The sequence below is a fragment of the Mycobacterium sp. genome (assembly GCF_039583805.1).
Lineage (GTDB): Bacteria > Actinomycetota > Actinomycetes > Mycobacteriales > Mycobacteriaceae > Mycobacterium.
Genome location: NZ_JAVKSH010000028.1, coordinates 1 through 12,013 on the forward strand (window position 1 = coordinate 1; position 12,013 = coordinate 12,013).

Below are 12,013 nucleotides of genomic sequence, written 5' to 3' on the forward strand. Positions count from 1 at the left end.
CTCGAACAGTGGGCTCAGCGGCGTCACGCCGACGACTAGCGGTGCGGCGGGAGGTGCGGCCGGCCGGCAGTGCCTAGCCGTCATAGGTGCCGGGCAGGCGCAGCACCAGCCGCGCACCGCCCAGCGGACTGGTCTCCAATACAGCTGTACCGCCGTGCAATTCGGCTTGCTGAGCGACCAGCGCCAGGCCCAGCCCCGAGCCCGAACGCGACGCCGTCGAGCCGCGGGAGAACCGTTCGAACACGGCGGCGCGTTCGTCTTCGGGCACACCGCTGCCGTTGTCGTCGATGACGAGCTCCACGCCGGAGGCGGAACTGGTTGCGCTGAGCACGATCTCGGTGGCGCCCCCGTGCTTGACGGCGTTGGCGATGGCGTTGTCGACCACCAGCCGAAGCCCCACCGGCAGCCCCACCATCAACACCGTCGGCGACGGCACCAGCGAGACCTTCAGGTTCGGGTAGACGCGAAGCGCGTCGTGCGCGGCACGATCCAACAGCTCGGTGATGTCGAACGTGACGAAGTCGTCGGCGGTGGTCAGTTCGCTCTGCGCCAGCCGTTCCAGCGCTGTCAGCGTCGCCTCGATCCTGCTCTGGGTGCGGATGACGTCGCCGATCACCTCCATGCGCTGCTCGGCGGGCATTTCGAGGGTGGACAGCACCTCCAGGTTGGTGCGCATGGCCGTCAGCGGAGTGCGCAGCTCGTGCGAGGCGACGGCGGCGAAGTCGCGGGCCGACTCCAACGCGGCCTTGGTGCGCTGTTGCTCGTCGCCGATGCGGGCCAGCATCCCCTCGACCGCTTCGGCGATTTCCACCGCCTCCCGCACGCCGCGAGCCTGGACTTCGTCGGGGTTGGACTGGGCGCTGATGGCCCGGGCCTGCTGGGCCAGCAGCCGGAACGGGGTGATCATGATCAGCGAAATGAACCAGCCCACCACCACCGTGCCGATGATCACCCCGCCGCAGATCAACAGCACCCGCAGATGCAGTTCGTCGATGCGGTGCTGAGCTTCGGCCAGCGGCGCACCCAGCGCGATCGAGGCTTGGCCGGCGGTGAAGGTGCGGACCCGGTACTCGACGCCGTTGATCGTCGTGTTGGCGAAGCCGTTGGGCAACGCGGGCAACACGACGTCACTGGGCACCGATACCGTCTTGTCGCCGATCCGCGCGGTGCGCACCAGGCTGCCGTCCGGCGCGGGCTGATCTGCGGCGCCCTGCGGGCTGCTCAGCAGAGCGCTGATGTCGCCCAGGCTGCTGACCGAATCCAGCCGCCGATCGAGCTGGCTGTGCTGATCGTTGGTGACACCCACCCACACCCAGGTGCCCAGCGTCACGACCACCGCCACCACCCCCAGCGCCGCGACGACGACGATGATGCGCAGCGACAACATCCGCATCGGCAGCCTCAGCAGCCGAGACGCCCGGGCATCGGTGGTGACACGCTGTGCGGGAATGCCGCCCGTGTCGCGCAGCGTCGGCATGATGACATCCAACACGACGAGGTCGGGCGGTGTCTTGGTCGCGCCCGTCCGTGCGCCACCGGACTCCGAATTCCTCACGTGTCACAGTCGTTCGGATGCCCGGTGGCGGTGGTCGGCAGCGCAGTCGCCGGCCTCACCGCTTCCCGTGTGCTCGCCTACCGCAATCGGGTGATCCGCTGCGACGCCGACAGCCGACCGGCGGCCCCGCCCACCTGGAGACGTCATGAGCTTCGTCGTCGTCGCCGTGGTGGCCGCGGTGCTGGGCGACGGCGACCGTCAACTGCTCGTCTTCACATCCGACCCGGCACACCGCGGCATGGTGATGGACCGCGGCCTGTGGTCGTGGACCCGACATCCCAACTATTTCCGCGACGCCTGCGTGTGGTGGGGCGTGTGGCTTGTCACCATCACCGGCTGGCCGGCGCTGGCCACCGTCTTCTCCCCGCTGTTCATGACGTACTTTCTCGTCTACGCCACCGGCGCCCGGCTGACCGAGAAGATCATGGCGGTGCGCCCCGGCTTCGAGTCCTACAAGGCGCGAACATCGTTTTTCATCCGCCGCCCCCCGCGATTGGCACGACCATGACGACCCTCATGGTGGAGCCGATAGGCTACCGGTCGATGACCGGACCGCAGCGGCTGAGCACCGACCTCGACGCATTACTGCGCCGGGTCGCGCACCGCGATGACGAGGCGTTTGCCGCGTTCTACGACCACACCAGGGCGCGGGTGTACGGCCTGGTGGTCCGTGTGCTGCGCGATCCCGGATACAGCGAGGAGACCACCCAGGAGATCTACCTGGAGGTGTGGCGGACAGCGACCGGCTACGACGCCGCCAAGGGCTCGGCACTGGCCTGGCTGATGACCATCGCGCACCGCCGCGCCGTCGACCGGGTGCGCAGCGAGCAGGCGGCCAGCCAGCGGGATTCCCGCTACGGCGCGGCCACCGTCGACCCGGCCAGAGACGTCGTCGCCGAGTCCGCGATCTCCGGGGACGACCGCCGCCGGGTGGCCGAGTGCCTCAGCGGGCTGACCGACGCGCAGCGCGTGTGCATCGAAATGGCCTACTACAACGGCCTGACGTACGCCGAGGTGGCGCAGCGACTGTCGGCCAACCTGTCGACCATCAAGTCCCGCATGCGCGACGCGCTGCGCGGACTCCGTAACTGTCTGGGTGTGCCATGACCGAACCCGCCTTCGAGCTGCTCGAGATGGCGACGCCGTACGCGTTGCATGCCCTGTCCGACACCGAGCGGGCCACCATCGACCGCCAGGTCGCGGCGGCGTCACCGGTTGCCGACGCCTTTCGCGAGGAGGTGCGTGCGGTCCGCGAGACGATGGCGGTGGTCTCGGCGGCAACAGCCGCCGAACCGCCGGCCCACCTGCGCGAGGCCGTCCTGGCCGCGGTCAGGCCCAGCAGTGAGCGTCGATCACGTTGGCGTACGGGCTTTTTGGCGGCCGCAGCGGCGGTGGTGGTGGGGCTGGCCGCGTTCGGGGCCGGGGTCGCGCTGCGCCCGTCGGCCCGGCCGACCACTGCCGATCAGATCTTGGCGGCTCCGGACGTGCAGACGGTCTCACGCCCGCTGGCCGCCGGTGGGACGGCGACGGTGGTGTTCTCCCGGGACAAGGATGCCGGCGTGCTGGTGATGAACAACGTTCCCCCGCCGGCGCCGGGCACCGTCTACCAGATGTGGCTGTTCGGCGACAAAAGCCCAATCTCGGCGGGCACGATGACCCCGGCCGCGGTGGCGCCGTCGACCACCGCGGTACTGCCCGACCTGCACGATTCCAGTGCGCTGGCGTTCACCGTCGAACCCGGCAGCGGCTCGCCCAAGCCGACCGGGCAGATCTTCGCCGAGCTGCCGCTACGTTAGGCCGCTTTCCGCAGACCGCCCGGCCCGTCGGCCCGTGGCAGCACGCCGCTACTTCCCGGACAGCAGGATCCCCAGCACGTAGGCGGCCTGCCCGAGATGCTGGGCGCAGTCGTCAAGGATGCTGACCAGCCGCGCGCCGGCGGTCACCGGCGGATCCCAGTGCCGGTCCACGATCCGGGCCAGCTCGTCGTCGGTCACGGTGGCGACGTACTCGAGCGTCAGCGTGTGCACCGCGTGGTAGTAGCCGGCCAGCAGCGCCGCCGGTGCCCGCACCTTGGCGACGTCGTCGGGGCTGTGGCCGTAGCCGGTGTCGGCGCGCGGCAGGTCCAGCCCGAACCGGTCCACCCAGCCGTCGCGGGTCCACGTCTGTTCGACGCCGGCTACGTCGGCGACCTGGACGTCCTGCACCCGGGCGCTGTGCCAGATCAGCCACCCGATGCTGTTGGCGTCGGGGCCGGGCCGGTAGGCGGACTGCTGCTCGGTCAAGCCGTCGGTGAACTCGTCGACGTGCTCGATCAGCCGGGTGAAGGCGTCGCGGAGCAACTCCTGAGCGGCGCCGGCGGGCATACCGGTGACACTACGCTGGCACGAGCCACCCCAGCGGTCGTAGATTCGTGAGATGAGCTACGACCTCGTGATCCGCAACGGCAGCATCGTCGACGGCACCGGAGGTGAACCCTACGTCGGGGACGTCGCGGTGCGCGACGGCGTGATCGTCGCCGTCGGTGACTCGGTGGACGGCGCCGGTGTGCGGGAAATTGACGCGGCCGGGCTGCTGGTGACGCCGGGTTTCGTCGACCTGCACACCCACTACGACGGGCAGTCCATCTGGTCGGAGCGGCTCAACCCGTCGTCGGCGCACGGCGTGACGACCGTGGTGATGGGCAACTGCGGGGTCGGGTTCGCGCCGTGCCGCGCCGAGGACCACGACGTGCTGGTCGACGTGATGGCGGGGGTGGAGGACATCCCCGACGTCGTGATGACCGATGGGCTGCCGTGGACGTGGGAGACCTTCGGCGAATACCTCGACGCCCTGGAGGCGCGGCGGCGCGATATCGATGTGGCCGTCTACCTGCCGCATTCGCCGCTGCGGGTGTACGTGATGGGCCGGCGCGGCGCCGAGCGGGAACCGGCCACCGCCGAGGACCTGGCCCGGATGCGCGCCCTGGCCACCGAGGCCGTCGGGCTTGGGGCGCTGGGCTTCTCGTCGTCGCGGCTGGCGACGCACCGCACCGAGGGCGGCCGGCAGATCCCCAGCTACGACGCCGCCTACACCGAGATCCTCGAGATCGCGCGCGGTGTCACCGACGGCGGCGGCGGGCTGATCCAGTTCGTGCCCGACATTCCGGCGGGCGGGTATCAGCCGGTGCTGCAGCAGGTGTTCGACGCCGCCGGTGAGACCGGCCTGCCGGTCACGTTCACGCTTGTCGTCGGCAACGCCGGCGACCCGGTGTGGGAGGACGCCGTGACGATGATCGACAAAGCCAACAGCGCCGGCGGTTCGGTCACAGCGCAGGTTCTGCCGCGCCCGATCGGGTTGATGATCGGCTTGGACCTGACCGTCAACCCGTTCATGCTGTATCCGAGCTACCGCGAGATCGCGCGGCTGCCGCTGGCCGAGCGGGTCGCGGCGATGCGCCGGCCGGAGGTGCGCGCCCGGATTCTGGCGGACGCCCCGACCGGCGCCGCGATCAACCCGTTGTTCCACCTGGCGCAGGCATGGAACTGGATCTTCCCGCTCGGCGAGGACGCAGACTACGAGCCGGACCCGTCGACCAGCATCGCCGCGCGCGCCCGGGCACGTGGTGTGACCCCGGCCGAGGAGGCCTACGACCGGTTGCTCGACGACGACGGCCACGCGATCCTGCTGGGCGCGATGGCCAACTTCGAAGGCGCCTCGCTGGACACTGTCGGCGAGCTGCTGCGCCGCGACGACGTGGTCCTGGGCCTCGGTGACGGCGGCGCCCACTATGGAATGATCTGCGATTCAAGCTATTCCACGTATCTGCTGACACACTGGACACGCGACCGGGCGTCCGCGCGGCTGTCGGTGCCCGAGGCGATCCGCCAGTTGACGTCGGTGCCGGCCCGGGTGGCCGGGCTGGGCGACCGCGGGCGCATCGCCGTCGGCTGCAAGGCCGACCTCAACGTGATCGACCACGCGCGGCTGCGGCTGCACAAGCCGGTGGTGACCTTCGACCTGCCCGCCGGCGGGCGCCGTCTCGACCAGACCGCCGACGGGTACGTCGCGACGATCGTCTCCGGTGAGGTCATCGCCCATGGCGGCGTGCCCACCGAGGCCCGCCCGGGGCGGCTGGTGCGCGGGCGGCGGTGACTTTTTTGCGCCGGCCACCCGAGAATCGGCCAATCGTCTGCGCCCACAGCCCGCATCCTCGCGGCAGCAGCCACACGGCCGCCTACAGTTGTCCACATGGGCGCGAAGAAAGTGGACCTGGAACGACTGGCCGCGGCCCTGGGCGACTACCCGTTCGGCTACTTGATCACCGTCGGCGACGACTATCACCCGCACACCGTGACGGTCGAACCGGTGCTGCGCGGCAGTGTCCTCGACGTCGGGCTCATCGGGGGGCGTACCCGCGCGAACATCGCCGACCGAAGCGACGCGACCCTGCTGTGGCCGCCGCGCGAGGCGGGCGGCTACTCGCTGATCGTCGACGGCCGGACTCACCTGACCGAGGCGGGCGGCGACACCGTCCGGCTGGAAGTTTTGCCCACCCGCGCGCTGCTGCACCGCAACGCCGACACCCCGTCGGCCGCGAAAGGCTGCCTGCACGACTGCGTGGTGTTCAGCGCGCCCGCGTAACCGCCCGCGACTGTGGCGTTTCGTACGCGACTCGCCGGTGTGGGCGGATGAAAACGCACAGTCACCAGGTCTCTACCAGGTCTTCGGGCAGCCGCGGCTGATCAGGGCGGCGCCGACGCGGTCGAGGAACACATGCGGACTGTTGTGCAGCATCCCGGCGGTCAACCGGACGTCGATCCAGCCCAGCTCGGCCAGCTTGGCGTATCGCTCGACGTCCCAGGTCCGCTGCCGGGGATCGGTCCAGTGGTGGGCGCCGTCGAAATCGACGCCGACATGCCATTGCGACCAACCCATATCGATGCGGGCGATCACAAATCCGTACTCGTCGTACACCGGGATCTGGGTCTGTGGCCGCGGAAATCCGGCTTGCATCAGGAGCAAACGGGTCAGCGACTCATATGGCGACTCGGCGCCGCCGTCGAGAAGCTCCAGCGTCTTACGCAGCTGCCGTAGCCCGCGAACGCGCGGATGCCGGCCGATCACCGCCTCGATGTCGTTGACCTTGACGTCGGTGGCGTTCATCAGCGCGTCGATACGCTGCACACCGTCCTTGAGTCGGAGTCGCCGACCAAGGTCAAAGGCGGTGCGGGCAGGCGTCGTCGCGGGCATCCCACAGATCGGTTGCGTTTCGTCGGGCAGCAGGGCGTCGGTGTGGACGACGATCAGCGGCGGCGGCCGCCGATTGGTGTGGATCAGCTCCGCGGGTGCGTCGGGTTCGATCCATGTGGCGCCCAAGATCGCTGACGCGGACAATCCGGCCAGGACGCCGTCGCGGCGCGACCACAGCCAGGCCGCCCGGGCACGCTGATCCGCCGACAGCTCGACTCCGCGCGGCACCCACACGCCCGGGTAGACCGCGGCGTGGAAGCGGCGCAGCTCACGGAACGTCAACGCCCCGGCGTCCAGCGCCTCCGCCGCCCGAAACGGCCACTCGAGCGTCTGCATCACCAGACAGTGGCATGGCGAGCCACAGCACGGTCGACGGCTGTCCACAGACCCCGCCCGCGACTGTGACGGCTGTCCACAGACCCCACCCGCGACTGTGCGGATCGATACGCCGAAGACGGCGAGTCGCGTACGAAACCGCACAGTCGACGTTGGACGGCGAAGGCCCGGCCCCAACAGGGGCCGGGCCTCGTCGTCGGCGACTTAGAAGTCCATGCCGCCCATGTCGCCGCCACCGGGCATGGCGGCCTTTTCCTTCTCCGGCTTGTCGGCGACGACGGCCTCCGTCGTCAGGAACAGGCCCGCGATCGACGCCGCGTTCTGCAGCGCCGAACGCGTCACCTTGACCGGGTCGGCCACGCCGGCTTTCAGCAGGTCCTCGTACTCGCCGGTGGCGGCGTTCAGGCCGGTACCGGCGGGCGAGTTGCGGACCTTCTCGGCGACCACGCCGGGCTCCAGCCCGGAGTTGAAGGCGATCTGCTTCAGCGGAGCTTCCAGCGCCACCTTGACGATGTTGGCGCCGGTGGCCTCGTCACCGGTGAGCTTGAGCTCATCGAGAGCCGGGGCAGCCTGCAGCAGCGTCACACCACCACCGGCGACGATGCCCTCCTCGACGGCGGCCTTGGCGTTGCGCACCGCGTCCTCGATGCGGTGCTTGCGCTCCTTGAGCTCCACTTCGGTGGCGGCCCCGGCCTTGATCACCGCGACACCACCGGCCAGCTTGGCCAGCCGCTCCTGCAGCTTCTCGCGGTCGTAGTCGGAGTCGCTGTTCTCGATCTCGGTGCGGATCTGCGCCACCCGCCCGGCGATGGCGTCGGAATCACCGGCACCCTCGACGATGGTGGTCTCGTCCTTGGTGACGACGATCTTGCGGGCCTTACCCAGCAGGGACAGGTCGGCGTTCTCCAGCGTCAGGCCGACCTCCTCGCTGATCACCTGGCCACCGGTGAGGATCGCCATGTCCTGCAGCATCGCCTTGCGGCGGTCACCGAAGCCGGGGGCCTTGACCGCCACCGACTTGAAGGTGCCGCGGATCTTGTTGACGACCAGGGTGGACAGTGCCTCGCCCTCGACGTCCTCGGCGATGATCAGCAGCGGCTTGCCGGCCTGGATGACCTTCTCCAGCAACGGCAACAGGTCCTTGACGGTCGACACCTTGGAGCTGACCAGCAGGATGTAAGGCTCCTCGAGCACGGCTTCCTGACGTTCGGCGTCGGTGACGAAGTAGCCCGAGATGTAGCCCTTGTCGAACCGCATGCCCTCGGTGAGCTCCAGCTGCAGGCCGAAGGTGTTGGACTCCTCGACGGTGATCACACCCTCGTTGCCAACCTTGTCCATCGCCTCGGCGATCAGGTCGCCGATGGACTGGTCGCCGGCGGAGATGGCCGCGGTGGCCGCGATCTGCTCCTTGGTCTCAACTTCCTTGGCGTCCTTGAGCAGCGTCTCGGTGATTTTCTCGACGGCCTTCTCGATACCGCGCTTAAGCGCCAGCGGGTTGGCACCGGCGGCGACATTACGCAGACCCTCTTTGACCAGCGCCTGGGCCAGCACGGTGGCCGTCGTGGTGCCGTCGCCGGCGACGTCGTCGGTCTTCTTGGCGACTTCCTTGACCAGCTCAGCGCCGATCTTCTCGTACGGGTCCTCCAGCTCGATCTCCTTGGCGATGGACACACCATCGTTGGTGATCGTGGGAGCGCCCCACTTCTTCTCCAGGACGACGTTGCGGCCCTTGGGGCCCAACGTCACCCTTACCGCGTCGGCGAGGGCGTTCAGGCCCCGCTCGAGGCCGCGTCGGGCCTCTTCGTCGTAAGCAATTTGCTTGGCCATTGCGAAGTGATTCCTCCGATTGGGGATGGACACGTCTGTGGCCGGGAGCAGTGCCCGCGACGGACGGCTTGGGTGTCTCCGCTTGGTGCGGCCCGTGCCTCACCGTCCCGACCTAGCACTCACCGGTCGCGAGTGCCAGTGTTATTTTTAGCACTCGCCTATATCGAGTGCAAGGACAGGTCTGTCCTCATCGCGACGGTCGTAAACCGTCGACGACGACGCCGGTCACCCGCGCAGCCCGAGCTTTGTCGTAACCGTGCATGGCCTGACAGCCCACCAGGAGCGCCTTGACCTCAGGTACGCCGACATCTGAGCGCACGGTACCGGCGCGTTGTGCCGCCACCAGCAGCTCGCCGAGCAGACCGCGAAACGCATCGTCGGCGTCGGGCGCGACGGAGTCGACGTCGATGCCCGACCCGGCCAGGGCGTCGACCAGACCCCGGTCGGCAGCGCCCCAGTCCAGCACCATCGATTGCAGGAACGCGAACAGCGCCTCACCCGGCCCCGGGGCGTTCAGCAGTCGCGACCCTCGCCGATGATGCGCCGTATCCGACTGTCGACGACGGCGCGAAACAGATCGTCCTTTGTCGGAAAATGGCGGTAAACGGTGCCGGCGCCGACGCTGGCGCGGCGAGCGATCTCGTCGAGCAGCTGCGCCGCTTTGTCCTGGGCGTCGAAAAGCCTTTGTATACGAACACTTTCGTCGGTGACCACCTTCCCCACGGCAACGATGCGACCGAGGTTCGCCGGGCCCTTTCACAGGCCACAGGCCGGCCGGCCGCCTCGACATCGGCCCACAAGGCGGCGGACCCGGTCCCCACTGCCAGCACGCCATGCCGGCGGCGTTTTTCGCAGTATCCAGGAGCATGAAGCTGTACGACGGCACCAGCTGGCTCGACGGTCGCCTGCACGGCTTCCTCTACGTCCCGCCCGGCGGAATCCATGGTTGCCGCAACGCGGCCGACGAACCTGCGTCGATGTTGATGTTGTTCGCTCCGGGTGCGCCGAAGGAAGCCTACTTCGAGGGTTTCGCCGCCCCGGCTGTCGCCCGCCACGACAACTTCTTCGCCCAGGCCTCCGTTCCTGCTCGCCGAGCGTGAAACTGTTGCGAGAAATCGGCGAAAAATTCGCAGCAGCTTCACCCTCGGTGACTGACGCGCCCTACCGGATCGCCCAGATGCTGTCGGCCACCCAGGGCGACGCCGTCGCGGCGATCGACCACGCCTGTTCTTCGGGCACGTCGAGCACGTCATAGCGCTTGGTGCCCGCGGCGGTGGCCGCCACCAGGGTGGCCAGGCCGGCGCGACGCTGGATCGGCGACTGCCGCACCGTCCAGCCGACGATGCCCGCCGTCGCGATGCAGTCCCGGTGTCGCTCCAGGCTGCCGGCGCGCGACACCAGCCAGTGCGCGTCAACTCGATGCCCGAGCGCGCCCACCCTATCGGCGGCCACCGCCACGCAGCACATGGTTGCCGCCACCCACGCCGGCCACAGCCACATCGGCGCGCCCCGCGTCGTCGCGGTGACGGCCAGCGCCGTACCCAGCACCGCCGGCAGCGCCAGCGCCCGTGTCCACCGCCGGCGCGCCGCCCGCCGACCGTGACCCAGCAGCGGCCCGCTGACCACCCAGCCTTCGCCGACGAGTTCGGTCAGCACCGCCCGGGCGGTGCTGACCGGGCACGCCGGCAGGAGCACCGACGACTCCCCGACGCCGTGCACCCCCGTCATCATCGCGTCCAACCGGGCGCCGCCCAGCGCGCGCACCAGCAGCGGTTGCTTCAGCGTCCCGCCGCGCAGCCGGTTCATGTCGTAGGTGTGCTCACGCAGCCGAAGCAACCCGTGCCGCAGGTGCACGACGCTGCCGCGGCGGGAGAGCACCAGGTTGGCGTAGACGACCAGCGAACGTCCCACCGACAACACCACCGACGCGGCCACCAGCACCACCGCCACCACCGTCGCGGTGACCGTCGCGCCGGCCCGCTCGGCGGTGTCCACCCCGGACTGGCCGAGGCGCGAATGTTGCAGCGCTACAACAAATCCCATTTGATACAGCGAAACCGCCGCGGCGGCGATGGTCAGCAGGCCGGACAGGTTCAGCGGGGCATATCGCAGCCAGGACGGCTGCCAGCGGGCCAGCACGGGCCCGAGGGCCGCCGCCGGCCGGCCGGCCGGCGGCGTTTCCGCCAGCAGGATCGAGCGCAGCCGCGGCACCTGTTCGGCCTCGACGGCGTCCAGCTCGAAAGCGCTGTTCCCCTTGGCTTCGTGGCCGGTGCCCACCCGCAGCACCGTCAACCCCAGCAGCCGGTGCAGCGGCCGGGCCTCCGTCTGCACCGACCGAATCCTGTTGCGCGGCAACGATAGGACCTTACGGTGCAGCACGCCGGAGCGCAGCTGCACCTGACCGGTGTCGAGGTCGCCGTCGATGCGATAGCTGGTGGTGAACCAGCGCGCCGCGCCGAGCAACGCCGTCAGCGCCAGCGCCGCGACGGCCCACAGCGGGTTGCCGGTGGTCGAGCCCAGCACCACGGCGCCCACCAGCAGCGGCAGCTGACGCAGCAGCTCGTGGGCCGGATGCACCAGCAGCATCCGGGGGCTCAACCGGTGCCAACCAGGCCCCGGTGGCGCAGCCGTCACGTGGCGTCCTCGGCGCCGATCGCGGCGATGTCGGCCAGTTGGGCGACGATGCGGTCGGCGACCGGAGCGTCCAGCGCGACGATGTACACCGCTCCCGCCGACGACGCCGTGGTGACCGTGACGTTGGCCAGCCCGAACAGCCGGTCCAGCGGGCCGCGGTGGGTGTCGACGGTCTGGATTCGCGAGATCGGCGCGATCCGCCGCTCCTGCACCAGCCACCCGGTGCGGGTGTAGACCGCCCGCGGGCTGATCTCCCACCGGTGCACGCTGTACCGCCACCAGGGCACGACAACCACGTACAGCAGCGCGCCGGCCGCGACGGCGCCGGCGATCAGACCGTGCAGCCAGTGCGGGGAGCTGTGCCGGTCCACCGCGGCCCACACCAGTTGGCCGACGGCCAGCACCAGCCACGGCACCGACCCGCCCACCGCC

10 protein-coding genes and 3 pseudogenes are annotated in these 12,013 nt (G+C 69.7%); 6 read left to right on the plus strand and 7 right to left on the minus strand.

The genetic code is table 11. The features are described from left to right. Positions 1–73: 73 nt before the first annotated feature. Positions 74–1,393 carry a HAMP domain-containing sensor histidine kinase gene (locus tag ABDW21_RS05510; protein ID WP_343710178.1) on the minus strand — a complete coding sequence of 440 codons (1,320 nt, stop codon included), beginning with the start codon at positions 1,391–1,393 and terminating at the stop codon, positions 74–76. 304 nt (positions 1,394–1,697) lie between these two features. On the opposite strand from ABDW21_RS05510, the pseudogene ABDW21_RS05515 reads away from it, so the two are divergent. The 3 genes and pseudogenes from ABDW21_RS05515 to ABDW21_RS05525 all read left to right on the plus strand — a co-directional run. Beyond that, positions 1,698–2,063 (plus strand): annotated as a pseudogene (locus ABDW21_RS05515) (DUF1295 domain-containing protein); the annotation flags it as partial. Positions 2,064–2,098: 35 nt separating this feature from the next. Next, positions 2,099–2,662 (plus strand): sigma-70 family RNA polymerase sigma factor, encoded by a 564-nt coding sequence (locus ABDW21_RS05520; RefSeq protein WP_343600602.1) that lies wholly within the window; start codon positions 2,099–2,101, stop codon positions 2,660–2,662. Then, complete coding sequence (locus ABDW21_RS05525) at positions 2,659–3,351, plus strand: anti-sigma factor (RefSeq protein WP_343600601.1); 693 nt, start codon at positions 2,659–2,661, stop codon at positions 3,349–3,351. Before ABDW21_RS05520 ends, ABDW21_RS05525 begins: the two co-directional genes overlap by 4 nt. Before the next feature lie 48 nt (positions 3,352–3,399). Here the strand turns inward: ABDW21_RS05525 and ABDW21_RS05530 are convergent, their stop codons facing one another. Then, positions 3,400–3,918: a mycothiol transferase gene (locus ABDW21_RS05530; protein ID WP_343710172.1), complete on the minus strand. Its 519-nt coding sequence runs from the start codon at positions 3,916–3,918 to the stop codon at positions 3,400–3,402. Positions 3,919–3,970: 52 nt separating this feature from the next. On the opposite strand from ABDW21_RS05530, the gene ABDW21_RS05535 reads away from it, so the two are divergent. Beyond that, on the plus strand, positions 3,971–5,686 hold the full coding sequence (locus tag ABDW21_RS05535) for an amidohydrolase family protein (protein ID WP_343710173.1): 1,716 nt from the start codon (positions 3,971–3,973) through the stop codon (positions 5,684–5,686). Positions 5,687–5,782: 96 nt separating this feature from the next. Then, complete coding sequence (locus tag ABDW21_RS05540; protein ID WP_343600598.1) at positions 5,783–6,175, plus strand: pyridoxamine 5'-phosphate oxidase family protein; 393 nt, start codon at positions 5,783–5,785, stop codon at positions 6,173–6,175. A gap of 72 nt (positions 6,176–6,247) precedes the next feature. Here ABDW21_RS05540 and ABDW21_RS05545 read toward each other — a convergent pair whose 3' ends face one another. The 3 genes and pseudogenes from ABDW21_RS05545 to ABDW21_RS05555 form a co-directional block, all read right to left on the minus strand. After that, positions 6,248–7,120 carry a hypothetical protein gene (locus tag ABDW21_RS05545; RefSeq protein ID WP_343600597.1) on the minus strand — a complete coding sequence of 291 codons (873 nt, stop codon included), beginning with the start codon at positions 7,118–7,120 and terminating at the stop codon, positions 6,248–6,250. Between the two features lie 204 nt (positions 7,121–7,324). Next, positions 7,325–8,947 (minus strand): chaperonin GroEL, encoded by a 1,623-nt coding sequence (gene groL / locus ABDW21_RS05550; RefSeq protein ID WP_343600596.1) that lies wholly within the window; start codon positions 8,945–8,947, stop codon positions 7,325–7,327. A gap of 187 nt (positions 8,948–9,134) precedes the next feature. Beyond that, a pseudogene (locus ABDW21_RS05555) lies at positions 9,135–9,637 on the minus strand (helix-turn-helix domain-containing protein). Between the two features lie 89 nt (positions 9,638–9,726). On the opposite strand from ABDW21_RS05555, the pseudogene ABDW21_RS05560 reads away from it, so the two are divergent. Beyond that, positions 9,727–10,047, plus strand: a pseudogene (locus ABDW21_RS05560) (cupin); the annotation flags it as partial. 61 nt (positions 10,048–10,108) lie between these two features. Here the strand turns inward: ABDW21_RS05560 and ABDW21_RS05565 are convergent. Beyond that, the gene (locus tag ABDW21_RS05565; protein WP_343600607.1) at positions 10,109–11,533 is read right to left on the minus strand and encodes a PH domain-containing protein; all 1,425 of its coding nucleotides are present in this window, start codon (positions 11,531–11,533) and stop codon (positions 10,109–10,111) included. A 44-nt stretch (positions 11,534–11,577) separates the two neighbouring features. Then, on the minus strand, positions 11,578–12,013 hold a 436-nt coding region (locus ABDW21_RS05570; RefSeq protein ID WP_343710174.1), incomplete at its 5' end, for a PH domain-containing protein.

Excerpts from the sequence above, each read along its gene's own strand:
- groL (WP_343600596.1), bottom strand. The coding sequence starts at position 8,947 with ATGGCCAAGCAAATTGCTTACGACGAAGAGGCCCGACGCGGCCTCGAG.
- ABDW21_RS05540 (WP_343600598.1), top strand. The coding sequence starts at position 5,783 with ATGGGCGCGAAGAAAGTGGACCTGGAACGACTGGCCGCGGCCCTGGGC.
- ABDW21_RS05510 (WP_343710178.1), bottom strand. The coding sequence starts at position 1,393 with ATGCGGATGTTGTCGCTGCGCATCATCGTCGTCGTCGCGGCGCTGGGG.
- ABDW21_RS05530 (WP_343710172.1), bottom strand. The coding sequence starts at position 3,918 with ATGCCCGCCGGCGCCGCTCAGGAGTTGCTCCGCGACGCCTTCACCCGG.
- ABDW21_RS05565 (WP_343600607.1), bottom strand. The coding sequence starts at position 11,533 with ATGCTGCTGGTGCATCCGGCCCACGAGCTGCTGCGTCAGCTGCCGCTG.
- ABDW21_RS05545 (WP_343600597.1), bottom strand. The coding sequence starts at position 7,120 with ATGCAGACGCTCGAGTGGCCGTTTCGGGCGGCGGAGGCGCTGGACGCC.
- ABDW21_RS05535 (WP_343710173.1), top strand. The coding sequence starts at position 3,971 with ATGAGCTACGACCTCGTGATCCGCAACGGCAGCATCGTCGACGGCACC.
- ABDW21_RS05525 (WP_343600601.1), top strand. The coding sequence starts at position 2,659 with ATGACCGAACCCGCCTTCGAGCTGCTCGAGATGGCGACGCCGTACGCG.
- ABDW21_RS05520 (WP_343600602.1), top strand. The coding sequence starts at position 2,099 with ATGACCGGACCGCAGCGGCTGAGCACCGACCTCGACGCATTACTGCGC.